Consider the following 23,521-nt stretch of genomic DNA (forward strand, 5'->3'; position numbering starts at 1 on the left):
CGTGTTGACCCATGTCGCCATCGCCCCCAGCGGATTCAAGGAGTCGCTGTCCGCGGGCGCCGCGGCCGAGGCCATCGCCGCGGGTGTGCGCCGCGTGCTCCCGGACGCCGTCACCGATCTGATCCCCCTCGTGGACGGCGGCGAGGGCACGGCCCGCGCGCTCGCGGCCGAGGCCGGCGGGCGGCTCGTCGCACTGCCCGCCACGGGACCCGTCGGCCAGCGGGTCGGCACGCACTTCGCGCTGCTGCCCGACGGCACGGCGGTCGTCGAGATGGCGGCCGTCGCCGGGCTGTCGCTCGTCCCGCGCGAGCTGCGCGACCCGGGGGCCACCACGACGTACGGCGTCGGGGAGCTGATCCGCGCGGCGCTCGACGCGGGCGCCCGCCGCATCCTGGTCGGCTGCGGCGACTCCGGTACGTCGGACGGGGGCGCGGGCGCGCTCCAGGCGCTCGGCGCCCGGCTGCTCGACGCCGACGGGCTGCAACTGCCGCTGGGCGGGCGGCAGCTGGCGCACCTGCGGCGGATCGACGCGTCCGGGCTCGACGCCCGGCTGAAGGACACCGAGATCCGGGTGGCCTGCAATCCGTTCAACGTGCTGTGCGGGGAGCGCGGCGTCGCCCGCGTGTTCGGCCCGCAGAAGGGCGCGACGCCCACGCAGGTCGAGCAGTTGGCGGCGGGCCTCGAACACTGGGCGCACGTCCTGACCCGGGACCTCGACGTACGCAGCGACCTGTTCACCGGCCCCGGAACGGGAGCGTCCGGTGGCCTCGGCGCGGGGCTCGCCGCGCTCGGCGCCCGGCTCCTCCCCCGCTTCGACGTCCTCCTCGACCACCTCGACCTGGACGCCCGGCTAGCCCGCGCCGACCTCGTCGTCACGGCGGAGGGCGCGCTCGACCACCAGACGCCGCGCGGCAAGGTCCCCGCCGAAGTGGCCCGCCGCGCCAAACGGTTCGGCCGCCCGGTCCTCGCTCTCGCGGGCACCATCGGCGACGGCGCGCACACGGTGACGGCGACCGGCGTCGACGCCTACAGCGCGATCCTGCCCGCCCCGGTGACGCTCGCGGAGGCGCTGGGCCGCGGCGGCGAGTTCCTCACGGACGCCACCGAGCGGGCCCTGCGCATGATCGTCCTCGGCGCGGGTCTTCCTCAGGCGCTCGCGGTGTCCGGGACGCAGCGGCCGTCCTCGGTGCGGTAGTTCCAGCGGGCGCCGTCCCGGACGAGCTCCTTCACGGCGGACACGAACCGCTCCACGTGTTCGTCGGGGGTGCCGGCGCCGAAGCTGACGCGGATGGCGTTGAGCGACTTCTCGCCCGGCGCGGCCTCCGGGGCACCGCACTCGCCCTGCTGCTGCGGGTCGGAGCCGAGCAGCGTGCGCACCAGCGGGTGGGCGCAGAACAGGCCGTCGCGGACCCCGATGCCGTACTCGGCGGAGAGCGCGGCGGCGAAGTGCGAGGAGTTCCAGCCGTCGACGACGAAGGACAGGACGCCGACGCGCGGCGCGTCGTCGCCGAACAGGGAGAGCACCTTCACCTCGGGCACCTCCGCCAGCCCCTCCCGGACCTTGCGGATCAGGTACTGCTCGCGGGCGACGAGGTTGTCGAACCCGGCCTCGGTGAGCGCCTTGCAGGCGGACGCGATGGAGTACACGCCGATGACGTTCGGCGAACCGGCCTCGTGGCGGGCGGCGGTGGTCTGCCACTCGACGTCGACGCCGCCGTCGGTGCGGCGGGCGACCTTCTTGGAGGCGCCGCCGCCGGCGAGGTACGGCTCGGCGGCCGTCAGCCAGTCGGAGCGGCCCGCGAGCACGCCGGAGCCGAACGGGGCGTACAGCTTGTGCCCGGAGAAGGCGACCCAGTCGACGTCCAGGTCCTGCACGGAGACCGGGTGGTGGGGCGCGAGCTGCGCGGCGTCGAGCACGATGCGGGCACCGTGCGCGTGAGCGGCCGCCGCGAGCTCGCGCACCGGCCAGAGCTCACCGGTGACGTTGGAGGCACCGGTGACGCAGACGAGGGCGGGGCCGTACGGCTCGCGGTCGGCCAGCGCCCGCTCCAGGGTGGCGACGGCCTCGTCGGGCGTGCGGGGGGCGTTGAGGTAGGTGACCCGCGCGTCGCGCCACGGCAGCAGCGAGGCGTGGTGCTCGGTCTCGAAGACGAACACCTCGCAGTCGGCGGGCAGGACGGCGGCCAGCAGGTTGAGCGAGTCGGTGGTGGAGCGGGTGAAGACGACCTGGTCGTCGGCGCGGCAGCCGAGGAACTCGGCGACGGCGACCCGGGAGTTCTCGAACAGGTCGGTGGAGAGCTGCGAGAGGTACCCGGCGCCGCGGTGCACGCTGCCGTAGTACGGCGCGTAGGCGGCGACGTCGTCCCAGACCCGCTGGAGGGCGGGCGCGCTGGCGGCGTAGTCGAGGGCGGCGTACGTGACCTCGCCACCGGTGACGAGCGGCACGGTGACGTCCCGGCCGAGGACGGGGAGCGGGGCGATGGTCTCGGTGCAGGCGGCGGCGTCGACGGAAACGGACATGGGTGAACTCCCTGGCGAGGTAAGCGAATCGACCATGCCGGAGCGGCGCGCGTCGGCGCTCGACAGCATGGAAGGAAAGGTGAGAACGGGTGGGCGGAGGCGGGGCCGGAACGCCCTATCGCATTCGCTTGCTCACGAGACTGCTCCCTCGAGGACCAGGACCCCAGGGTGGCGAGGGGTCCGCGCTTGCCATACGCCTTGCTGCGTACGGCCTGGTCTTCACCCAGGGCACCCCGCCACGGACGGAGGGTTGCCGGACAGCGGGCTGGGGCCTTCTGCAGTGAAAAATCACAGCGCTGTCACTCATGACCTTGGGAAGCATCTTGCCACACGTCTCAGGAACGGCAAGGGCGCAGTCCAGGATCCGGACTGCGCCCTGCGTCACACTCGGCGTGCGGTCAGCGGTTGCTGGCCGCCACCCACCGCTCCAGGGCGGCCTTCGCGGCGCCGGAGTCGATCGACTCGGCGGCCCGGTCCATGCCGGCCCTGATCTGCTCGACGAGCGTGCCGTCGCCGGGCCGCACCGCCACCAGGGCCGCCGCCGAGTTCAGCAGCACCGCGTCGCGCACGGGCCCCCGCTCGCCGTCGAGCAGCCGCCGGGCGACCTCCGCGTTGTACGAGGGGTCGCCGCCGCGCAGCGCCTCGATGGGCACGATGTCGATGCCGACGTCGCGGGGGTCGAAGGACTCCTCGCGCACGGCGCCGTCCCTCACCACCCACACCCGCGAGGTGCCCGTGGTGGTCAGCTCGTCGAGGCCGTCGTCGCCGCGGAACACCAGGGAGGAGTTGCCGCGCTCGGCGAAGACCCCGGCCACGACGGGCGCCATCCGGGCGTCGGCGACACCGACGGCCTGCGCCTTCACCTTGGCCGGGTTGGTGAGAGGGCCGAGCAGGTTGAAGACGGTGCGGATGCCGAGCTGGCCGCGCGCGGCGCCCGCGTAGCGCAGCGCCGGGTGGAACTTGATGGCGAAGCAGAACGTGATGCCCGCTTCCTCGGCGACCTCGGGCACCCGCTTCGGCGTGAGGTCCAGATTGACGCCGAGCTTCTCCAGCACGTCCGACGAGCCCGAGGCGGAGGACGCGGCGCGGTTGCCGTGCTTGACGACCTTGGCCCCGGCGCCCGCGACGACGATCGCGGACATGGTGGAGATGTTGACGGTCTTGGCGCCGTCACCGCCGGTGCCGACGATGTCGACGGTCTCGCCGGGCACGTCGATCACGTTGGCGTGCTCGTACATGCCGCGTACGAGCCCCGCGATCTCCTGCACGGTCTCGCCCTTGGCGCGCAGGGCCACCGCGAATCCGGCGATCTGCGCGTCGGTGGCCTCGCCCCGCATGATCCGGTCCATCGCCCAGGCCGTGTCGTCGGCGCTCTGGTCACGGCCCTCCAGCAGGCCGTTCAGGACGGCGGGCCAGGAACGGCCCGCCGCGGTGTCGCCTCCAGCGGGGTTCAAAGCGCTCATGGCCGCTCCTGTGTGCATCTGTGGGTGAGAGGTGCTGCGGCTCCCACCCTATCCAGGTCCGGGGACGGCAAAGAGCCCCCGTCCAGGCACTGGACGAGGGCTCCCGCTGTGGCTGCAGCGACGGATTCAGAGATCAGTGGTGGCCGTGGCCGCTGGTGATCTCCTTGTACTCCTCGGCGGTCGGCTTCGGGATCTGGTTGTTCTCCCCGTAGTAACCGCGCGAGAGCTTGGCCCGCAGCTTCTGGGCCCGCGTGGCCTTGCGCTCGACACCGTTCTCGTCGACCGTCGGGCCGATCTCGACCGGCTTGTACTGCTCGTGCGCCGTGAGCGTGTGCAGGGCCTCCTGGTCGAGCGGCTCGTGCACCTCGATGAACTCACCGTGCGGCAGGCGCTTGATGATGCCGGACTCGCGCCCGTGCAGCACCTTGTCCTTGTCGCGGCGCTGGAGGCCGAGGCAGATCCGCTTGGTGACGATGAAGGCGATGACCGGTCCGACGAAGAAGAAGATCCGGACGAACCAGGAGATCGCGTTCAGCGACAGGTGGAAGTGGGTGGCCCACAGGTCGTTTCCACCGCCGACGAGCATCACCATGTACGCGGTGATCCACGCGACACCGAAGGCCGTGCGGGTCGGGGCGTTGCGCGGGCGGTCCAGGATGTGGTGCTCGCGCTTGTCGCCGGTGACCCAGGACTCGATGAACGGGTAGACCGCGATCGCGCCGAGGACCAGCGGGAAGATCACCAGCGGGATGAACACGCCGAGAACCAGCGTGTGGCCCCAGATGTTGATCTCCCAGCCCGGCATGACACGGATCAGACCCTCGGCGAAGCCCATGTACCAGTCGGGCTGGGCGCCGGTGGACACCTGGTCCGGGCGGTACGGGCCGATGGCCCAGATCGGGTTGATCGAGGCGATCGCGGCGACCACCGCGATGACACCGAAGACCAGGAAGAAGAAGCCACCCGCCTTGGCCATGTAGACCGGGAGCAGCGGCATGCCGACGACGTTCTTGTTGGTCTTTCCGGCGCCCGCGAACTGCGTGTGCTTGTGGTAGAAGACCAGGATCAGGTGCGCCACCATCAGGCCGAGCATGATGCCCGGCAGCAGCAGGATGTGGATCGAGTAGAACCGCGCGACGAAGTCGCCGCCCGGGAACTCGCCGCCGAACAGGAAGAACGAGATGTACGTGCCGACGATCGGCACCGACAGGATCGCGCCCTCCATGAAGCGGACACCGGTGCCGGAGAGCAGGTCGTCCGGGAGCGAGTAGCCGGTGAAACCGGTGAACATGCCCAGGACGAACAGCAGGAAGCCGAACAGCCAGTTGATCTCACGCGGCTTGCGGAACGCGCCGGTGAAGAACACGCGCATCATGTGCACGAACATGCCGGCCAGGAAGATCAGCGCGGCCCAGTGGTGGATCTGACGGATCAGCAGACCACCGCGCACATCGAAGGAGATGTGCATCGTCGAGTTGAAGGCCTCCGACATCAGCTGCCCCTGGAGCGGGACGTAGCTGCCGTCGTAGGTGACCTCGTTCATCGACGGGTGGAAGAACAGCGTCAGGTACACACCCGTGAGGATGATGATGATGAAGCTGTACATGCAGATCTCGCCGAGCATGAAGGACCAGTGGTCCGGAAAGATCTTGCGCATGTTGGACTTGGCCAGGGAGTAGATCCCCAGACGTCCGTCGGCCCAGTCGGCGACGCGTTCGCCGGCCGGTGCCTTGTCGCGCGCAGGCGCGTCGTTGGTGGTCGTAGTACTCATCCGCGCTCCCAGAAGGCAGGACCGACGGGCTCCTTGAAGCCGTCCTGAGCGACGAGGTAGCCGTCCTTGTCAACGGCGATGTGCAGCTGCGGCAGTGCGTGACCGGCCGGACCGAAGATCACCCGCGCACCGTCGGAGAGGTCGAAGGTGGACTGGTGGCAGGGGCAGAGCACGTGGTGCGTCTGCTGCTCGTACAGGGAGATCGGGCAACCCACGTGGGTGCAGATCTTCGAGTACGCGACCACACCCTCGTGCGACCACTCGAGTTCCTGCTTGTCCTTGATGTTGTCCGGCTGGATCCGGACGAGCATCAGGGCGTCCTTGGCGATCTTCGTCTGGAATTCCTCGTCGTGCTCCTCCAGGCCCTCGGGCTTGGCGAAGGTGAGCGAGCCGACCCCGATGTCCGAGGCACGCAGCGGCTCGTTCGTGTTCATGTTGACGAGCTTGAGGCCCTTCTTCCAGGACGTCTCGCGCAGCTTCTTCTCGGGCAGCGGCCCGAGGTCGCGCAGCAGGACGACACCGGAGAGGGGCACCAGGGCGAGGGCGCCGAACATGGTGTTGCGGATCAGCTTGCGGCGGCCGAACTGCGACTCGCGCGCGCCGTCGGCGAAGTCCTGCAGGACCTTCGCCTTGACCTCGGGCTCCGCCTCGATGGCGTGCCGCTCCTGGACGACTTCCTCGTCGGACATCAGGGTGCGGGCCCAGTGGACCGCGCCCGCGCCGATGCAGAACAGCGCCACGCCCAGGGTCAGGCCGAGCGCGAAGTTCAGCGCGCTGATGTGCCCGATCGGGAAGACGTAGATGCTCTTGTCGACGTCGATGGTGACGTACGAGGCGATGAAGCCGATGGTGGCCAGCATCGAGACCGTGAACAGCAGGGCCACGGCGCGCTCGGACCGCTTGGCGGCCCGCTCGTCGATGTCCTGGATCCGGTGCTCGTGCGGCGGCAGGCCGGGGTCGGCGAAGGGCTCGTCCTTCACCGCGACCGAGCCGTGCTCGTCTGCGTCCTGCTCAGCGGGCAGGTTCTCTTCTGGAATGTCTTGGCTACTCATGACTTCTTGGCCTTTGCGGTCCGAGCGGCGACCCAGATGGCAACGGCGATCAGACCGCCAAGGCCGAAGATCCAGGCGAACAGACCCTCACTGACCGGGCCGAGCCCGCCCAGCTTGAGGCCACCGGGGCTCTCGGTCTTGTCACCGTTGACCGCGTCGAGGTACGCGATGATGTCCTTCTTGTTCTGCTTGGTCATCGTCGTGTCCGGGAACGACGGCATGTTCTGCGGGCCGGTCTGCATGGCCTCGTAGATGTGCTTCGGGGCGACACCCTCGAGGCTCGGTGCGAACTTGCCGTGCGTCAGCGCGCCACCTTCACCGGTGAAGTTGTGGCACTGCGCGCAGTTGGTGCGGAACAGTTCGCCGCCCTTGGCGACGTCCGCGCCCGAGGCGCTGTAGTCCTTCTCGGTCGGCGCGACCGGACCGGCACCGAGCGACGCGACGTACGCCGCGAGCTGGTCGATCTCGGCCTGCGTGTAGATGACCTTCTTCTTCGGGACCTGCGCGCCCGGCTGCTGGGCCGGCATACGACCGGTGCCGACCTGGAAGTCGACGGCGGCGGAGCCGACGCCCACCAGGCTCGGCCCGTCGGAGGTGCCCTGACCGCCGGTTCCGTGGCAGCTGGCGCAGCCGACGGAATAGAGCTTCTTGCCCTCGTCGATGGCGAGGGACTGGGCGGTTTCATCGGCCTGCGCCTTGTCCGCGGGTGCGAACGCGGCGTACAGCCCCCCGGTGGCCGCCAGCGCGAGGAGTAGGACGACGACCGCCGCCAGCGGATGGCGTCGTCGTGCGGAGAGCTTTTTCACGGATTACCCCGGTGTCAGGATCTTCTGCGTCGGTGCTGCGGAAATGTGTCGGGTACTACGCCCGATGCTGTGATCGTCGAACTACTTGATCAGGTAGATCGTGGCGAAGAGGCCGATCCAGACGACGTCGACGAAGTGCCAGTAATAGGACACGACGATGGCGGCGGTCGCCTGCTCGTGGGTGAACCTCCGGGCCGCGTACGTCCTGCCGAGGACGAACAGGAAGGCGATGAGGCCACCTGTCACGTGCATGCCGTGGAAGCCGGTGGTCAGGTAGAAGACCGAGCCGTACGGGTCGGAGGAGAGCGAGAGCCCGTCCTTCTTGACCAGCTCGGTGTATTCGTACACCTGACCGCCGATGAAGATCGCACCCATGATGAAGGTGAGGATGAACCACGCCCGGAGCTTCTTCACGTCGCCGCGCTCGGCGGCGAACACGCCCATCTGGCACGTGAGTGAGGAGAGCACCAGGATCGTGGTGTTCGTCGCGGAGAACGGAAGGTTCAGCGCATGCGCCATTTCCTTCCAGTGATCCGGTCCGGTCACCGATCGCAGGGTGAAGTACATCGCGAAGAGGGCCGCGAAGAACATCAGCTCGGAACTCAGCCAGATGATGGTTCCGACGCTGGTGAGGTTCGGTCGATTGACCGACGGGTGCGCGTGCCCGGTTTCTACTGTCGTTGCTGTCGCCACGACCGACATTATGTCGGTCCCTTATCTCGCCCTCACTCCGGGGGGTGCCGTTCGGAGTGTCTGGGTGGTGTGTCCAGCCCATATGGCCCATCGCAGCCGTGTGCGAACCGCTGTTGACGGGGTGTCGGGAGGAGTAGGCTCCGCGACACGGATCACCGTACGACGCCCTTAAGACGCCGATGTCTTCGGAGGAACGATGCAGTCGACCGCGACGGTTCTGGTCTACAGCGACGATGCCAACACCCGCGAGCAGGTGCGCCTCGCGACCGGCCGGCGGCCCGCGTCCGACGTCCCCGAGGTGCAGTTCATCGAGTGCGCCACGCTGCCGGCGGTCCTGAAGGAGCTGGACCGGGGCGGCATCGACGCCTGCGTCCTGGACGGCGAGGCCGTTCCCGCGGGTGGCATGGGCGTGTGCCGGCAGATCAAGGACGAGATCTTCCACTGCCCACCGGTGCTGCTCCTGATCGGCCGCCCGCAGGACGCCTGGCTCGCGACGTGGAGCCGCGCGGAGGCGGCTGTGACGCTCCCTGTGGAGCCCGTGGAGTTCGCGGAGGCCCTCGCCTCCCTGCTGCGCTCCCGGCTCGCCGTGAGCGCCTGAGACGCCCTCTCCCCCGGTCCGCTCCCGCACGCGCCGACTCCCGTACGCCGATGACGTACGGGAGTCGGACATCACACCGCTGATCATTCCGGGCGGGCTCAGACCTCGGGACTCAGCCGGGCCTGGAGTGCCGGGTCGGGCGTGTCGGCCCTCTTCGTCAACGCGCTGCCCGCCTTCCACTTCTTCCAGCTGACGTTCCAGTCGCCGAAGCCGTTCCCGAACGGGTCCATTTCCGAGCCGTTGCTGTTGACGACCTTCACGATGTCGCCCTGGCGCACGGTGTCGAAGAACCACTCGGCGTTGCCGGTGCTCATGCCGGTGCAGCCGTGGCTGACGTTGGCGGAGCCCTGCGAGCCGACGGACCAGGGCGCGGCGTGCACGTACTCGCCGCTCCAGGTGACGCGGGTCGCGTAGTAGACCGGCAGGTCGTAGGAGTCGGACGAGCCCTCGGCGATGCCGATCGTCTCGCCGCGCATCCGGACGTAGTACTCCTTGCCGAGCACGACCTTGATGCCGTTGCGGGTCTCGAATCCGGGCTTGCCCGTGGTGACCGGCATGGAGTTGATCTCCTTGCCGTTGCGGTAGACCGTCATCGAGTGCGAGGCGGCGTCCGTGACGGCCACGATGCGGTCGCCCGTGGTGATCGTCAGCGGCTTCGACTCGGCGCCCCACAGTCCGTCGCGGATCTTCACACCCGCGAGCCGGCTGCTGGCCGTGATCTTCGCGTGGGTCGGCCAGTACCCCTTGGGCCGGTAGTGCAGCTCGGTGCTGTCCACCCAGTACCAGGAGCCCTTGACCGCGGGCTTGGAGTCGACCTCGAGGGACCGCTCCACGAGGGCACGGGACTTCGGGTCCCGGACCGGCTTGTTGAGTTCGGCGGTGATGGGCTGTCCGACGCCGTATGTGCCCTTCTGCGGGCCGAACGTGGCCTTGAGGGCCTTCTCCTTGCCCGGACTGCCCGTGTCGAAGCTGAGGACCTTGCGGCCGGGTTCGCCGTCCTCGTCCTCGGTGCTCACCCGGACCGTGTACGTGGTGTCGGCGGTCAGCGGGGCCGTGGTGTGCCACCGGGTGCCGTCGGCGGAGAGTTCGCCCGCCACGTAGCGCCCTGCGGCGTCCTGGGCGGTGACGTCGGTGATGCGGGACTCGTCGCCCTGGGCCTCGACCTCGAGCGGCTTGTTCGGGTCGGCCTTCTTGCCGCCGCCCACGGGCCCGTTGAAGGAGATCTGGCTCGCCGCGTCGTACGGCTTGGCGGTGAGCGGGTGGCCGGAGCTGCCGCACGCCGCCGTGCTCGCACCGAGTGCGGCCACCAGCAGGGTGCAACCCAGAACCGTGCGGATACGCGGAGAGTGGTTCATGCACTCACCGTAAGAAGGAACGCCCCGTCCAGCGCGGCGAGTGAGCCGCACGGGGCAACCGGACACGCGAAAGGGCCCGGACGCTCCGTCAGGAGTGTCCGGGCCCTTTCCGCTACGGGAGTTCCCTACCGGTCAGCCGAGGCTCACTGGTTCTGGTTCTCGCCGCGGTAGTACTCGAAGACCCAGCCCCACAGGCCGAACATGATGACCGGAGCCGAGAAGTACAGCAGCCACCAGCCGATGGCGACGGAGAGGAAGGCGAGCGCGCCGCCGACGCCCAGCGCGAGCGGCTGCCAGGAGTGCGGGCTGAAGAAGCCCACCTCGCCGGCGTCGTCCGCGACGTCGGCCTCCTTGTTGTCCTGGGCACCGGTGTCGACACGCCGGGCCGTGAAGGCCAGGTAGTAGCCGATCATGATGCACAGGCCGAACGACAGGAACAGCGCCGTGGTTCCGACCGGCTCCTTCGACCAGACGCCGTACACGGCGGCCATGATCAGGATGAAGAGGCTCAGCCAGAGGAACATCTTGCCTTGGACCTTCACTTGCCGGCCTCCTTAGCAAGCGCCTTGTCGCCGTGACCGGCGTTCTCGAGCTGGTCCAACGCGGCGATCTCCGGGTGGTGCAGATCGAACGCCGGGGATTCCGAACGGATGCGCGGCAGCGTCGTGAAGTTGTGCCGCGGCGGCGGGCAGGACGTCGCCCACTCGAGCGAACGGCCGTAGCCCCACGGGTCGTCGACCTCGATCTTCTTGCCGTACTTGGCCGTCTTCCAGATGTTGTAGAAGAACGGCAGGATCGACAGACCCAGCAGGAACGAGGAGATCGTCGAGATCGTGTTCAGCGCGGTGAAGCCGTCGGCCGCGAGGTAGTCCGCGTAACGACGCGGCATGCCCTCGACGCCCAGCCAGTGCTGCACCAGGAACGTGCCGTGGAAGCCGATGAACAGCGTCCAGAAGGTGATCTTGCCGAGGCGCTCGTCGAGCATCTTGCCCGTGAACTTCGGCCACCAGAAGTGGAAGCCCGCGAACATCGCGAAGACGACCGTTCCGAACACCACGTAGTGGAAGTGCGCCACCACGAAGTACGAGTCCGAGATGTGGAAGTCCAGCGGCGGCGCGGCCAGGATGACACCGGTCAGACCACCGAAGGTGAAGGTGATCAGGAAGCCGATCGCCCAGAGCATCGGAGTCTCGAAGGACAGCGAGCCCTTCCACATCGTTCCGATCCAGTTGAAGAACTTCACGCCGGTTGGCACGGCGATGAGGAACGTCATGAAGGAGAAGAACGGGAGCAACACTCCGCCGGTGACGTACATGTGGTGCGCCCACACCGTCACGGAGAGACCGGCAATGGCGATCGTGGCGCCGATGAGGCCGGAGTAACCGAACATCGGCTTGCGCGAGAACACCGGGATGACTTCGGAAATGATTCCGAAGAATGGCAGGGCGATGATGTACACCTCTGGGTGTCCGAAGAACCAGAAGAGGTGTTGCCAGAGCAACGCGCCGCCATTACTGGCGTCGAACACATGGGCACCGAACTTGCGGTCCGCCTCCAGGGCGAACAGCGCGGCGGCCAGGACCGGGAAGGCCAGCAGGACCAGCACACCGGTCAGCAGCACGTTCCACACGAAGATCGGCATACGGAACATCGTCATGCCAGGAGCGCGCATGCAGATGATCGTGGTGATGAAGTTGACCGAGCCGAGGATCGTACCGAAGCCGGAGAAGGCCAGACCCATGATCCACATGTCGGCGCCGACGCCCGGCGAGCGGACCGCGTCCGACAGCGGGCTGTAGGCGAACCAGCCGAAGTCGGCGGCGCCCTGCGGCGTGAGGAAGCCACCCACCGCGATGAGCGAGCCGAACAGGTACAGCCAGTAGGCGAACATGTTCAGTCGCGGGAACGCGACGTCGGGCGCGCCGATCTGGAGCGGCATGATCCAGTTCGCGAAACCGGAGAACAGCGGCGTCGCGAACATCAGCAGCATGATCGTGCCGTGCATCGTGAACGCCTGGTTGAACTGCTCGTTCGACATGATCTGCGTGCCGGGTCGAGCGAGTTCGGCGCGCATGAAGAGCGCCATGACGCCGCCGATGCAGAAGAACGCGAACGACGTGACCAGATAGAGCGTGCCGATCGTCTTGTGGTCAGTGGTGGTCAGCCACTTGATCACCGTCGCGCCGGGGCGCTTGGGCCGGGCCGGCAGCTCGTTCTCGTACGAGTCGCTTGCTGCCGCGGCACCCTGGGGTTCATTGAGGATGCTCACGTTGTCTTCGTCTCCCGGTTCTTCTCGTGGTCCGTCTGGGCGATGCCAGCCGGGACGTAACCGGTCTGCCCCTTCTTGGCGAGGTCCTTGAGGTGCTGCTGGTAGCGCTCAGGAGAGACGACCTTCACGTTGAACAGCATCCGGGAGTGGTCGACGCCGCAGAGCTCGGCGCACTTGCCCAGGAAGGTCCCCTCCTTGTTGGGGGTCACCTCGAAGGAGTTGGTGTGGCCCGGAATGACGTCCTGCTTCATGAGGAACGGCACCACCCAGAAGGAGTGGATGACGTCACGCGAAGTGAGAACGAAGCGGACCTTCTCGCCCTTGGGGAGCCAGAGGGTCGGGCCGGGGTTGTTGGTCTGCGGGTTCCGCTCACCCGGGGTACCGACCTCGTAGACGCCGCCGGCGTTCGCCGGGAAGTCGTCCTTGAAGCGCTTCGGGATCGCCGAGAGCTCCTTGGAGGTCTTGGCGTCACCGTCGACACCCGGCACGTTCTCGACGTAGTTGAAGCCCCAGCTCCACTGGTAGCCGACCACGTTGACGGTGTGCGCGGGCTTGTCGTCGAGCTTCAGGAGCTTCGACTCGTCACGCGCGGTGAAGTAGAAGAGGACCGAGACCACGATCAGCGGAACGATCGTGTACAGCGCCTCGAGCGGCATGTTGTACCGGGTCTGGGTGGGGACCTCGATCTTGGTGCGGCTGCGCCGGTGGAAGATGACACTCCACAGGATCAGACCCCACACCAGCACGCCCGTGGCGAGCGCTGCCGCCCACGAGCCCTGCCAGAGGGAGAGGATCCTAGGGGCCTCCTCCGTCACCGGGGTGGGCATACCAAGACGAGGGAAGTCCTTGTATGTGCAACCGGTAGCGGTTACCAGGATCAGGCCCGCAGTCAGCACCTGCGGCAGCTTCCGCCGCATCGGGCGCCGCGACGAGCGGTCGGAGCCGTTGGGACTCACGTAGCGCCTTCCCGAGAGTCTCGCCCGCGCTCTTTGGTTGGCTACGGCCGCCATCTCGCTGGTCGCTCGCCGCCCTGGCACACGGGCAGGGGTTTGGATGTTTATGCGGACCAAACCCTACTGGACGCTATTTGGGGTCGCGCGGGGAGGGTGCCTAACGCGCCGCGGGTCACTCCGAAGGGTGGGATCGGGGGGCGTTTGTGGGTTTCTGACGGTGGGTCGGGGTGGGGGTCAGCCCCAGGGGGCCGGGGGTCGCCGCGCCGCGGGGTGCGGTCGGACGTGGTTGACGTGCGCGGTTCCCCGCGCCCCTTGAGGTACCCGTACCTGGCCGCCCCGACAGGCGAAGGTCGAGCGTGGTTGACGTGCGCGGTTCCCCGCGCCCCTTGAGGTAGCCGTTCCCGGCCGCCCCGACAGGCGAGGTCGGGCGTGGTTGACGTGCGCGGTTCCCCGCGCCCCTTGAGGCAGCCGTTCCCGGCCGCCCCGACAGGCGAAGGTCGGGCGCGCCCCTGAGGTATCCCGGTCCTGGGGTCCCCGTAGCTTTGGGGGGTGGTGTACTTCGATGTGGCCTCGGCCGCTCCTCTGCATGCGGTCGCTCGGCAGGCGCTGGAGGCGTCGCTCGACGAAGGGTGGGCCGATCCGTCCCGGTTGTACCGGGAGGGGCGGCGGGCGCGGTTGCTGCTCGACGCCGCGCGGGAGGCGGCCGCGGAGGCCGTGGGGTGCAGGCCCGACGAGCTGGTGTTCACCTCGTCCGGGACCCGGGCGGTGCACGACGGGATCGCGGGGGCGCTCGCTGGGCGGCGACGCGCCGGACGTCACCTGGTGGTGTCAGCCGTCGAACATTCCTCCGTCCTCCATTCGGCGGCGGCGCACGAGGACCTCGGTGGAACGGTGACCCAGGTCGGCGTGGGCCGCGAGGGGCGCGTGCCGGTCGAGGCGTTCCGGGAGGCGCTGCGGGAGGACACCGCGCTCGCCTGCCTCCAGTCCGCCAACCATGAGGTGGGGACCGAGCAGCCGGTCACCGAGGTGGCCGACGCCTGCCGGGAGGCCGGGGTGCCGCTCTTCGTGGACGCGGCGCAGTCGCTGGCCTGGGGGCCGGTGCCGGGCGACTGGTCGCTGCTCGCCGGGAGCGCCCACAAGTGGGGAGGCCCGGCGGGGGTCGGGCTGCTCGTCGTGAGGAAGGGGACCCGGTTCGCTCCCCAAGGGCCCGCCGACGAGCGGGAATCGGGGCGGGCCGCCGGATTCGAGAACATTCCGGGCATCGTGGCCGCCGCGGCGGCGCTGCGGGCGGTGCGGGCGGAGGCCGCAGGGGAGGCGGCGCGACTCAGGGAGCTGACGGACCGGATCCGGACGCGGGTCCCCGAGCTGCTGCCGGACGTCGAGGTGGTCGGCGACCCGGCGCACCGGCTGCCGCACCTGGTGACGTTCTCCTGTCTCTACGTCGACGGGGAGAGCCTGCTGCACGGCCTCGACCACGCCGGTTTCTCCGTCTCCTCCGGCTCGTCGTGCACGAGCGGCACCCTGACGCCGAGCCATGTGCTGCGCGCGATGGGTGTGGTGAGCGAGGGGAACGTACGGGTGTCGCTGCCGCTGGGCGCGGCGGCCGCCGACGTCGACCGCTTCCTCGACGTGCTGCCGGGCGTGGTGACCGGGGTCCGGGAGAAGCTGGGCGCGCCGACCGCCGGGGCGGAGGGCTCGGCGGACTCCGTGACGGTGGACGCTCTGGGCCTGACCTGCCCGCGGCCGGTCATCGAACTGGGCCGCGCGATCACCCGGGTCCGGGTGGGCGGCACGGTCACCGTCCTCGCCGACGACGAGGTCGCGGCGGTGGACATCCCGGCGTGGTGCTTCACCCAGGGCCACGAGTACGTGGGAGCGGAGCAGCGGGAAGCGGGCGGCGCCCTTTATACGGTGCGGCGGGGCATCTAGGGGCGCGGGGAACTGCGCGAACGCGACCACAAAAGAAACCGCGGCCGCGCTGCCCGACGAAAGAACAGCAACGGCCGCGGCCCCACCGAAGGCGTCAGCCGAGGTGGGCCTCAACCTCCATAGCGGCAGCGTCCCCGTAGGCCTTGCGGAACCGGTCCATGAACGGCGCCCGCCGCAGCTCGTACTCCTGCGTCCCCGTCGTCTCGATGACCAGCGTCGCGAGCATGCAGCCGACCTGCGCCGCGCGCTCGTGCGGGACGCCCCACGCGAGGCCGGACAGGAAGCCCGCGCGGAACGCGTCGCCGACGCCCGTCGGGTCGACCTTGGCCTCCTCCTCCGGGACGCCGACCTCGATCGGGTCCTCGCCGACCTTCTCGATGCGCACGCCGCGCGCGCCGAGCGTGGTGACGCGGTGGCCGACCTTGCCGAGGATCTCCTCGTCGGTCCAACCGGTCTTCGACTCGATGAGGCCCTTCTCGTACTCGTTCGAGAAGAGGTACGTGGCGCCGTCGAGGAGCGTGCGGATCTCGTCGCCGTCCATGCGCGCGATCTGCTGCGAGAAGTCGGCGGCGAACGGGATCCCGCGCGAGCGGCACTCCTCCGTGTGGCGCAGCATCGCCTCCGGGTCGTCCGCGCCGATGAGCACCAGGTCGAGGCCGCCGACACGGTCGGCGACGGTCTTCAGCTCGATGAGCCGGGCCTCGCTCATGGCGCCCGTGTAGAAGGAGCCGATCTGGTTGTGGTCGGCGTCGGTGGTGCACACGAAGCGGGCGGTCTGGAGGGTCTCGGAGATCCGGACCGAGTTCGTGTCGACGCCGTGGCGCTCGAGCCACGCGCGGTACTCGTCGAAGTCGGAGCCGGCCGCGCCCACCAGGATCGGGCCCGTACCGAGCTGTCCCATGCCGAAGGCGATGTTCGGCCCTACGCCGCCGCGGCGTACGTCGAGGGCGTCGACGAGGAAGGAGAGGGAGACCGTGTGCAGCTGGTCGGCGACCAGCTGGTCGGCGAAACGGCCGGGGAAGGTCATCAGGTGGTCGGTGGCGATGGAGCCGGTGACTGCGATTCGCACGGCGTGAGCACGCTTCCTGAATAAGGGGAGGAGTTGACGCTTCACGCTACCCGCTCGGGGCGCCCGGCCTGAAGTATGGAAAATGCCTGATAGTGGGTCTTTCTTCGGATGTCACCTCGGGGCTACCGTTCCTTCATGACCTACGACGTGTCAGGCACGATCCAGGGTGAGCTCGCGGCGCTGCGCGGCGACGGCGTCCGGATGCTTCCGCACTGGGTGACGCCACCGGCGCCGTGGGAGGCCGAGCGGACGTCCGCCGCGGCCGGACCCGCCGGGATCCACGGGGTCGTGGTGCCCGAGTCGTCCGCGCGTCTGATCGACTCCCTGGCCGGTTTCGACGACTGAGACGCCCGACGGGAACCGCGCCGCGCCCCGCCCCGTCCCATCGGTGACCCCCGGTGCGAAGGAGCGATGCGGTGAGCGGCGAAGAGCGGACGCGGGACCGGCACCCGCGACGGCGTACGGCGGCTGTCGTGTCGGTCGCGGCGGCCGTCCTGCTCGCCGGTGGCGGCGCCGCGTATCTGGCGGCGAACGCGTCGGGCGGCTCCGACGAGGAGTCCTCGGCGCGGCCCGGCGGCGCGAGCGGGGGCACTCCCCCGCCGCTGGCCCTGGACGGCTGGACGGACGGCTCCGCCGCGTCCGGCCCGTCCGACCCGGCGGGTTCGGCGCCGCCCGGCATCGCGCCCGGGGAGCCGGACCCGAACGGCACCCGCTACAAGGCGGCCACCTCCCTCCCGGCCGGCCCCGCGAAGGCCCCGGTCCACCGGGCACAGGGCGAGGTGACCGCCGCCGACGCGGCCCGGCTCGCCGAGGCCCTCGACGTCGAGGGGAAGCCGCGGCCGTCCGGCGACGCCTGGAAGATCGGCCCGGCGAAGGACGGCTCGGGCCCGTCGCTGCAGGTGAACCGGAAGGCGCCGGGGACCTGGACCTACGCGCGGTACGCGCCGTCCACCGACGGCAAGTGCGGCGGCGTGGCGAAGTGCGGGAACCCGGACGGCGGGCACGCGGTGAGCGAGGCCGCCGCGAAGCGGGCCGCGGCGCCCGTGCTGAAGGCCCTCGGTCAGGACGACGCGGCGCTGGACGCGAAGCAGTTGATGGGCGCGACCCGGGTGGTGAACGCGGACCCGGAGGTCGGCGGGCTGCCCACGTACGGCTGGTCGACCGGGATCCAGGTCGGCGCGGACGGCCATGTGGTCGGTGGCAGCGGCCGGTTGAAGGCTCCGGCCAAGGGCGCCGAGTATCCGACGGTCGGGGCGCGGGAGGCGCTGGAGCGGATGAACGGAGCGGCGGCCGGTGGCCGGGTGTCGGTGGGCGGGTGCGCGAGCCCCGTGCCGCTCGGCGACGGCAAGGACGCGAGCTGCGGGTCGGCGCCGCCTCCGGAGCGGTCGACGGTCGACGTCACGAAGGCGACGTTCGGGCTCGCCGCGCACACCGTCGCGGGGCGCGAGGCGCTGGTGCCGTCGTGGCTGTTCGAGGTGCGGCCGACCGGCGCGGACGCCGCGTTCACGGTGGCGTATCCGGCGGTGGAGCCGACGTACCTGGCGGCGCCGAGGAGCACGCCGACGCCCACGCCCACGCCGTCCTCCGGCAGTGACACCCGTACGGTGCGGGTGCAGGGGTACAGCGACCGGGGGAAGACGCTGACCGTGCACTTCACGGGCGGGGTGTGCGCCACGTACGCGGCGTCGGCCGAGGAGTCGGCGGGGCGGGTGACGGTGAAGGTCACCGAGACGGAGAAGAAGGGCACGGTCTGCGTGCAGATGGCGAAGTTCTATACGTTGCCGGTGACGCTCGACGCGCCGCTCGACGGGCGGAAGGTGGTGTCGGCCGACGGAGCCGCCGTGCCGCACGCGCGGAAGAACGCGCCGGGCGGGGTGGAGCCGGCGCCCCGCGGCTGAGCGGAGCACGCGAGAACGCCGAAGGGGCGGCCCCAGCTGGGGCCGCCCCTTCTCGCCGCGAAGCCGTAAGGCTTAGCTGAACGAGTCGCCGCAGGCGCAGGAGCCCGTCGCGTTCGGGTTGTCGATCGTGAAGCCCTGCTTCTCGATGGTGTCGACGAAGTCGATGGAGGCGCCGCCCAGGTACGGGGCGGACATGCGGTCGGTGACGACCTTCACGCCACCGAAGTCCTTGACGACGTCGCCGTCGAGGGAACGCTCGTCGAAGAAGAGCTGGTAGCGCAGGCCGGAGCAGCCGCCGGGCTGAACAGCCACACGCAGGGCCAGGTCGTCACGGCCTTCCTGGTCGAGCAGAGCCTTGACCTTGGCCGCGGCGGCGTCGCTCAGGATGATGCCGTCGCTGACGGTGGTGGTCTCGTCCGATACGGACATCTACATCTCTCCCGGGTTGTACGGAGACTGCTTGCCGACCATTGCTAACCGGCAAAGGCCCGGATCCATTCCGGGTTTCGCACTTCTTCTCTTCATGCTCGCACACCGGGCGCGGGCGGGGCACGGGGCGGCCGCGGGCGATTGCGTCACATCGACGAATTCACCATCGTCAAACTGACGTGAAGCACGTATGATAGATAGCGTCATTTCGACGAAAAGTCGGAGCAGAGCTAAGAAAGGGTGCGTGACGTGACCACGGCCCAGTCCCCCCAGGCCCCCGTCGACCTGGACGTTTCCCCGACGCCGCTGGCGCTCCTGCTGCTCGGCCGCGAGGCCGACCCCCAGAGCGAGCGCGGCGTGGAGTGCCCCGGCGACCTGCCCTCCCCGTCCGACCCGGACCTGGTGGAGCGGGCGCGCGCGGCCAAGGAAAAGCTCGGAGACAAGGTGTTCGTGCTCGGGCACCACTACCAGCGCGACGAGGTCATCCAGTTCGCGGACGTCACCGGGGACTCCTTCAAGTTGGCGCGGGACGCGGCGGCGCGGCCCGAGGCCGAGTACATCGTGTTCTGCGGTGTGCACTTCATGGCCGAGTCGGCCGACATCCTGACCGGGGACGACCAGAAGGTGGTCCTGCCCGACCTCGCCGCCGGCTGCTCCATGGCCGACATGGCGACGGCCGAGCAGGTCGCCGAGTGCTGGGACGTGCTGACGGAGGCCGGTGTCGCCGAGTCCGTCGTGCCCGTCTCGTACATGAACTCGTCCGCGGACATCAAGGCGTTCACGGGCAAGCACGGCGGCACGATCTGTACGTCGTCCAACGCCGAGCGCGCGCTGAACTGGGCGTTCGAGCAGGGCGACAAGGTGCTCTTCCTGCCGGACCAGCACCTGGGCCGCAACACGGCCGTCCGTGACCTCGGCATGTCGCTCGACGACTGCGTCGTCTACAACCCGCACAAGCCGAACGGCGGGCTCACCGCCGAGGAGCTGCGGGCCGCGAAGATGATCCTGTGGCGCGGGCACTGCTCCGTGCACGGGCGGTTCTCGCTGGACTCGGTGAACGACGTGCGGGAGCGCATACCGGGCGTGAACGTGCTGGTGCACCCGGAGTGCAAGCACGAGGTCGTCGCGGCGGCCGACTACGTCGGGTCGACCGAGTACATCATCAAGGCTCTTGAGGCGGCGCCGGCCGGGTCCAAGTGGGCCATCGGCACGGAGCTGAACCTCGTGCGCCGCCTCGCCAACCGGTTCGCGCCGGAGGGCAAGGAGATCGTCTTCCTCGACAAGACGGTGTGCTTCTGCTCGACCATGAACCGGATCGACCTGCCGCACCTGGTGTGGACGCTGGAGTCCTTGGCGGACGGCCAGTTGGTCAACCGGATCGAGGTCGACCGCGAAACCGAACAGTTCGCGAAGCTGGCTCTTGAACGGATGCTGGCGCTGCCGTAACCCGTGACGAACGGAAGCGGGGCGAGCGCCGGATGAACGCTCGCCCCGCACCGGGGTGCCGTCGTCAGGCGTTGGCCGGCTCCGGGTCCGGGTCGGCAGCCGGGGCCTGGGGCGGAAGCCCCGAACCGCCACCGCGCTTGGCCGCGCGCTTGGTGGCGCGGCGTTCCTTGCGGAGTTCCAGCATCGCGTAGAGCGTCGGGACCAGGAGGAGCGTCAGCAGGGTCGACGTGATCAGGCCGCCGATCACGACCACCGCGAGCGGCTGCGCGATGAAGCCGCCCTCGCCCGTGACGCCCAGCGCCATCGGGAGCAGCGCGAAGATCGTCGCGAGGGCCGTCATCAGGATCGGCCGGAGGCGGTGGCGGCCGCCCTCGACGACCGCCTCGACCACCCCGAGCCCCTGGGCCCGGTACTGGTTGATCAGGTCGATGAGCACGATCGCGTTCGTGACCACGATACCGATGAGCATCAGCATGCCGATCATCGCGGGCACCCCCATCGGCGTCCCCGTGGCGACGAGCATCCCGATCGCACCGGTCGCCGCGAACGGGATCGAGACCAGCAGGATCAGCGGCTGGGCCAGCGACCGGAACGTCGCCACGAGCAGCATGAAGACGATCGCGATCGCCGCGAGCATCGCGAGGCCGAGGTTCTTGAACGCCTCGTCCTGGTCCTCGCTGACGCCGCCGATGGTCGCCGTGGCGCCCTTCGGAAGGTCGAGCGAGTTCAGCTTCGTCTGGAGGTCGGCGCTGACCGCGCCCGTGTTGTCGCCGTCCGGCTTCGCCGTGATCGTCGCCGCGCGGGCGCCGTCGATCCGGGTCATCGAGACCGGCCCGTCGACCGTCTTCACCGTGGCGATGTCGCCGAGGGTGACGCCCCGGCCCACCGGCAGCTTCTTCAGCTCGGCCATCGTGGTGGCCGGCTTCGCCGACTTCACGACGATGTCCCGCTCGGTGTCGTCGAGGGTCGCCTTGCCGCTGGTGGTACCACGCACCGCCTGCGTGACGAAGGCGCCGAGCGTCGTGTCGTTGAACCCGGCGGCGGCCGCCTTGGAGTTGGCCTTCACGGAGATCCGCGGCACCGACTGCGACAGGTCGCTCGCCACGTCGGTGACGTCGTCGAGGGAGGCGACCGCGTCGCGCACCTGCTCGGACGCCTTCTCCAGCACGTCGCCGTCGGCGGCCTTCACGACCACGGACAGGTCCTGGTTGCCGAAGCCGTCACCGGCCGCGATCGTCGTCGTGCCGACGCCGGAGAGCTGCCCGAGCTCGCGCTCGATGCGCTTCTGCGTGGCCTCGTACGTCGAGCTGTCCTTCAGCTTGATCTGGTACGACGCCTGGTTGGTGTCGGTGCCGCCGCCGAAGGCCGCCATGAAGCCGGAGGAGCCGATGGTGACCTGGTAGTCCTCGATCTCGTCGATGCCGGAGAGCATCTTCTCGATCTTCTTCGCGGAGGCGTCGGTCGCCGACAGGCTGGTGCCGGGCTTCAACTCCTGCTTGATGGAGAGGACTTCCTGGTCGCCCTGGTCGAAGAAGTTCGTCTTGAGCATCGGCGCCATGCCGAACGTGCCGACGAGCACGACGACCGCGATCAGCAGCGAGGTGAAGCGGCGACGCGTGGCGAAGCGCAGCACGGGAACGTAGCTCCGCTGCAGCCAGGAGCGCGCCTCCTTCTCCTCGGCCGTGCGCCTGGCCTCCTCCGGGTCGACGCCGCGGGCCGCCTTGGGCGGGCGCAGGAACCAGTAGGAGAGCACGGGCACGACCGTCAGCGACACCAGCAGGGAGGCCAGCAGCGCCGCGGTGACGGTGATGGAGAACGAGCCGAACAGCTCGCCCACCATGCCGCCGACCAGGCCGATCGGCAGGAAGACCGCGACGGTGGTGAGGGTCGAGGACGTCACCGCGCCCGCGACCTCGCGCACGGCCTTGAGGATCGCCTCCTTGCGCTCCTCCCCGTAGCCGAGGTGCCGCTTGATGTTCTCCAGGACCACGATCGAGTCGTCGACGACGCGGCCGATCGCGATGGTCAGCGCGCCGAGCGTGAGCATGTTCAGCGACAGGTCGCCGGTCCACAGCACGATCAGCGCGAGGACGACGGAGAGCGGGATGGAGACCGCGGTCACGAGCGTCGAGCGCAGCGACGCCAGGAAGATCAGGATCACGATGACCGCGAAGAGCAGGCCGAGCGCGCCCTCCGTGGTCAGGCCCGAGATGGACTTGGAGACGGCCGGGCCCTGATCGCTGACAACGGTCACCGTGGCGCCGGAGCCGAGGTCGTCGCGGAGCTGCGGCAGCTTGTCCTTGACGGCCTTGGAGATGGAGACGGCCGAACCGTCGTGGTCCATGGTGACCGCGAGCGCGAGGCTGGGCTTGCCGTCGGTGCGGGTGATGGAGTCGGCCGTGGACGGCTGCTGCTTCACCGTGGCGATGTCACCGAGGCGTACGGGCTTCTTGACGCCCTCACCCGTGATCATCAGGTCCTGGATCTGCTTCAGGGACGTGAAGCCGCCGCCGACCTGCACCGTACGGTTCTTGCCTGCCTCGTCGAGCGAGCCCGCGGGCAGTGTGGCGCCACCGGCCTGCAACGACTGGCTGAGCGCCTGCGGGTCGACACCCGCCGCGGCCATCTTCCGGTCGTTCGGCGTGACGTCGACCTGGAGGTCGCGGACGCCGTCCACGGTCACCTGCGAGACGCCGTCGATGTCCTTCAGCGTCGGCACGACGGACGTGTCGAGCTGGTCGGCGAGCGCCTGCTGGTCCTTGTCGGAGGTGACGGCGAGGACGACGGTCGGGATGTCGTCGGTCGAGCCCGCGACGACCTGCGGGTCGACGTCGTCGGGCAGTTGGGCGCGGGCCCGGTTGACCGCCTGCTGGACGTCGGCGACGAGCTGCTTGGTGCCGTCCGTGCCGTAGTCGAACTGGGCCATCACCAGGGCGTTGCCCTCGCTGGCCGTCGACGTGACACCGGTGATGCCGTCGACGGCGTCGATGGAGTTCTCGAGCGGCTCGACGACCTGCTTCTCCACCACGTCGGGTGACGCGCCCTGGTAGGGGGCGATGACGGAGACCATCGGCAGTTCGATCGAGGGCAGCAGCTGCTGCTTGAGCTGAGGGATGGCTATCGCGCCGAAGACGATCGCGATGATCGAAATCAGCCCGATGAGGGCGCGTTGGGCGAGGCTGAATCTCGACAGCCAGGACATGGGTCTGGTCTCCGTGACGTGAGCGGAAGATGAAGGCCCGTGGCATGACAACCGGTGCGGTGCGAGGC

General features: G+C 69.5%; 19 protein-coding genes and 1 riboswitch. Of the genes, 6 read left to right on the top strand and 13 right to left on the bottom strand.

Translation table 11 applies throughout. From position 1 onward, the window contains the following. Position 1 precedes the first annotated feature (1 nt). Positions 2-1,195, top strand: a complete 1,194-nt coding sequence (locus tag ACTWJ8_RS12870; RefSeq protein ID WP_443263867.1) for a glycerate kinase family protein — start codon at positions 2-4, stop codon at positions 1,193-1,195. Here ACTWJ8_RS12870 and ACTWJ8_RS12875 read toward each other — a convergent pair. From ACTWJ8_RS12875 to ctaE, 6 genes are all read right to left on the bottom strand, one after another. Further along, the gene (locus ACTWJ8_RS12875; protein WP_356388706.1) at positions 1,147-2,520 is read right to left on the bottom strand and encodes an aminotransferase class V-fold PLP-dependent enzyme; all 1,374 of its coding nucleotides are present in this window, start codon (positions 2,518-2,520) and stop codon (positions 1,147-1,149) included. The genes ACTWJ8_RS12870 and ACTWJ8_RS12875 overlap by 49 nt on opposite strands. A gap of 177 nt (positions 2,521-2,697) precedes the next feature. Further along, a riboswitch (SAM riboswitch) is annotated at positions 2,698-2,831 on the bottom strand. Positions 2,832-2,918: 87 nt separating this feature from the next. Next, on the bottom strand, positions 2,919-3,983 hold the full coding sequence (gene trpD / locus ACTWJ8_RS12880) for an anthranilate phosphoribosyltransferase (RefSeq protein ID WP_356388704.1): 1,065 nt from the start codon (positions 3,981-3,983) through the stop codon (positions 2,919-2,921). A 133-nt stretch (positions 3,984-4,116) separates the two neighbouring features. Then, entirely contained in the window at positions 4,117-5,754 is a 1,638-nt protein-coding gene (gene qcrB / locus ACTWJ8_RS12885) for a cytochrome bc1 complex cytochrome b subunit (protein ID WP_356388702.1), read from the bottom strand. Then, a complete protein-coding gene (gene qcrA, locus ACTWJ8_RS12890) occupies positions 5,751-6,806 on the bottom strand; it encodes a cytochrome bc1 complex Rieske iron-sulfur subunit (RefSeq protein ID WP_356388700.1) in 1,056 nt (351 codons plus the stop codon). Before qcrA ends, qcrB begins: the two co-directional genes overlap by 4 nt. Further along, on the bottom strand, positions 6,803-7,612 hold the full coding sequence (gene qcrC, locus ACTWJ8_RS12895; RefSeq protein WP_356388698.1) for a cytochrome bc1 complex diheme cytochrome c subunit: 810 nt from the start codon (positions 7,610-7,612) through the stop codon (positions 6,803-6,805). Before qcrC ends, qcrA begins: the two co-directional genes overlap by 4 nt. A gap of 81 nt (positions 7,613-7,693) precedes the next feature. Then, the gene (gene ctaE, locus ACTWJ8_RS12900) at positions 7,694-8,314 is read right to left on the bottom strand and encodes an aa3-type cytochrome oxidase subunit III (protein WP_356388696.1); all 621 of its coding nucleotides are present in this window, start codon (positions 8,312-8,314) and stop codon (positions 7,694-7,696) included. Between the two features lie 187 nt (positions 8,315-8,501). Here ctaE and ACTWJ8_RS12905 point away from each other — a divergent pair, with 187 nt between their 5' ends. Next, positions 8,502-8,903 (top strand): hypothetical protein, encoded by a 402-nt coding sequence (locus tag ACTWJ8_RS12905; protein WP_356388695.1) that lies wholly within the window; start codon positions 8,502-8,504, stop codon positions 8,901-8,903. Between the two features lie 98 nt (positions 8,904-9,001). Here ACTWJ8_RS12905 and ACTWJ8_RS12910 read toward each other — a convergent pair whose 3' ends face one another. The 4 genes from ACTWJ8_RS12910 to ctaC all read right to left on the bottom strand — a co-directional run bounded on the left by ACTWJ8_RS12910 (position 9,002) and on the right by ctaC (position 13,483). Then, on the bottom strand, positions 9,002-10,258 hold the full coding sequence (locus ACTWJ8_RS12910; RefSeq protein ID WP_356388693.1) for a L,D-transpeptidase: 1,257 nt from the start codon (positions 10,256-10,258) through the stop codon (positions 9,002-9,004). 143 nt (positions 10,259-10,401) lie between these two features. After that, the gene (locus ACTWJ8_RS12915; protein WP_356388691.1) at positions 10,402-10,800 is read right to left on the bottom strand and encodes a cytochrome c oxidase subunit 4; all 399 of its coding nucleotides are present in this window, start codon (positions 10,798-10,800) and stop codon (positions 10,402-10,404) included. Further along, a complete protein-coding gene (ctaD, locus tag ACTWJ8_RS12920; RefSeq protein ID WP_356388689.1) occupies positions 10,797-12,527 on the bottom strand; it encodes an aa3-type cytochrome oxidase subunit I in 1,731 nt (576 codons plus the stop codon). The genes ACTWJ8_RS12915 and ctaD overlap by 4 nt, the downstream gene beginning before the upstream one ends. Then, on the bottom strand, positions 12,524-13,483 hold the full coding sequence (gene ctaC, locus ACTWJ8_RS12925) for an aa3-type cytochrome oxidase subunit II (protein ID WP_306321342.1): 960 nt from the start codon (positions 13,481-13,483) through the stop codon (positions 12,524-12,526). Before ctaC ends, ctaD begins: the two co-directional genes overlap by 4 nt. 546 nt (positions 13,484-14,029) lie before the next feature. On the opposite strand from ctaC, the gene ACTWJ8_RS12930 reads away from it, so the two are divergent. Then, positions 14,030-15,409: a cysteine desulfurase/sulfurtransferase TusA family protein gene (locus ACTWJ8_RS12930; RefSeq protein ID WP_443263868.1), complete on the top strand. Its 1,380-nt coding sequence runs from the start codon at positions 14,030-14,032 to the stop codon at positions 15,407-15,409. 94 nt (positions 15,410-15,503) lie between these two features. Here ACTWJ8_RS12930 and ACTWJ8_RS12935 read toward each other — a convergent pair whose 3' ends face one another. Further along, a complete protein-coding gene (locus tag ACTWJ8_RS12935) occupies positions 15,504-16,478 on the bottom strand; it encodes a carbohydrate kinase family protein (RefSeq protein ID WP_356388685.1) in 975 nt (324 codons plus the stop codon). A gap of 135 nt (positions 16,479-16,613) precedes the next feature. Here ACTWJ8_RS12935 and ACTWJ8_RS12940 point away from each other — a divergent pair, with 135 nt between their 5' ends. Both ACTWJ8_RS12940 and ACTWJ8_RS12945 read left to right on the top strand, forming a co-directional pair. After that, positions 16,614-16,823, top strand: coding sequence for a hypothetical protein (locus ACTWJ8_RS12940; protein ID WP_443263869.1), 210 nt, complete (start codon positions 16,614-16,616; stop codon positions 16,821-16,823). A gap of 71 nt (positions 16,824-16,894) precedes the next feature. Next, on the top strand, positions 16,895-18,376 hold the full coding sequence (locus ACTWJ8_RS12945) for a hypothetical protein (protein ID WP_443263870.1): 1,482 nt from the start codon (positions 16,895-16,897) through the stop codon (positions 18,374-18,376). Positions 18,377-18,448: 72 nt separating this feature from the next. Here the strand turns inward: ACTWJ8_RS12945 and ACTWJ8_RS12950 are convergent, their stop codons facing one another. Next, positions 18,449-18,805: an iron-sulfur cluster assembly accessory protein gene (locus tag ACTWJ8_RS12950; RefSeq protein WP_028805207.1), complete on the bottom strand. Its 357-nt coding sequence runs from the start codon at positions 18,803-18,805 to the stop codon at positions 18,449-18,451. Positions 18,806-19,045: 240 nt separating this feature from the next. On the opposite strand from ACTWJ8_RS12950, the gene nadA reads away from it, so the two are divergent. Then, positions 19,046-20,251 (top strand): quinolinate synthase NadA, encoded by a 1,206-nt coding sequence (gene nadA, locus ACTWJ8_RS12955; protein ID WP_356388677.1) that lies wholly within the window; start codon positions 19,046-19,048, stop codon positions 20,249-20,251. Between the two features lie 64 nt (positions 20,252-20,315). Here nadA and ACTWJ8_RS12960 read toward each other — a convergent pair whose 3' ends face one another. Next, the gene (locus ACTWJ8_RS12960) at positions 20,316-23,453 is read right to left on the bottom strand and encodes an efflux RND transporter permease subunit (protein ID WP_443263871.1); all 3,138 of its coding nucleotides are present in this window, start codon (positions 23,451-23,453) and stop codon (positions 20,316-20,318) included. Positions 23,454-23,521 lie beyond the last annotated feature (68 nt).

The sequence above is a fragment of the Streptomyces sp. SDT5-1 genome, from assembly GCF_052245995.1.
GTDB lineage: Bacteria > Actinomycetota > Actinomycetes > Streptomycetales > Streptomycetaceae > Streptomyces.

Coding starts and splice junctions, on each gene's coding strand:
- ACTWJ8_RS12875 (WP_356388706.1), bottom strand. CDS start 2,520: ATGTCCGTTTCCGTCGACGCCGCCGCCTGCACCGAGACCATCGCCCCG.
- trpD (WP_356388704.1), bottom strand. CDS start 3,983: ATGAGCGCTTTGAACCCCGCTGGAGGCGACACCGCGGCGGGCCGTTCC.
- qcrB (WP_356388702.1), bottom strand. CDS start 5,754: ATGAGTACTACGACCACCAACGACGCGCCTGCGCGCGACAAGGCACCG.
- qcrA (WP_356388700.1), bottom strand. CDS start 6,806: ATGAGTAGCCAAGACATTCCAGAAGAGAACCTGCCCGCTGAGCAGGAC.
- ctaE (WP_356388696.1), bottom strand. CDS start 8,314: ATGTCGGTCGTGGCGACAGCAACGACAGTAGAAACCGGGCACGCGCAC.
- ACTWJ8_RS12905 (WP_356388695.1), top strand. CDS start 8,502: ATGCAGTCGACCGCGACGGTTCTGGTCTACAGCGACGATGCCAACACC.
- ACTWJ8_RS12910 (WP_356388693.1), bottom strand. CDS start 10,258: ATGAACCACTCTCCGCGTATCCGCACGGTTCTGGGTTGCACCCTGCTG.
- ACTWJ8_RS12940 (WP_443263869.1), top strand. CDS start 16,614: ATGACCTACGACGTGTCAGGCACGATCCAGGGTGAGCTCGCGGCGCTG.
- ACTWJ8_RS12950 (WP_028805207.1), bottom strand. CDS start 18,805: ATGTCCGTATCGGACGAGACCACCACCGTCAGCGACGGCATCATCCTG.
- ACTWJ8_RS12960 (WP_443263871.1), bottom strand. CDS start 23,453: ATGTCCTGGCTGTCGAGATTCAGCCTCGCCCAACGCGCCCTCATCGGG.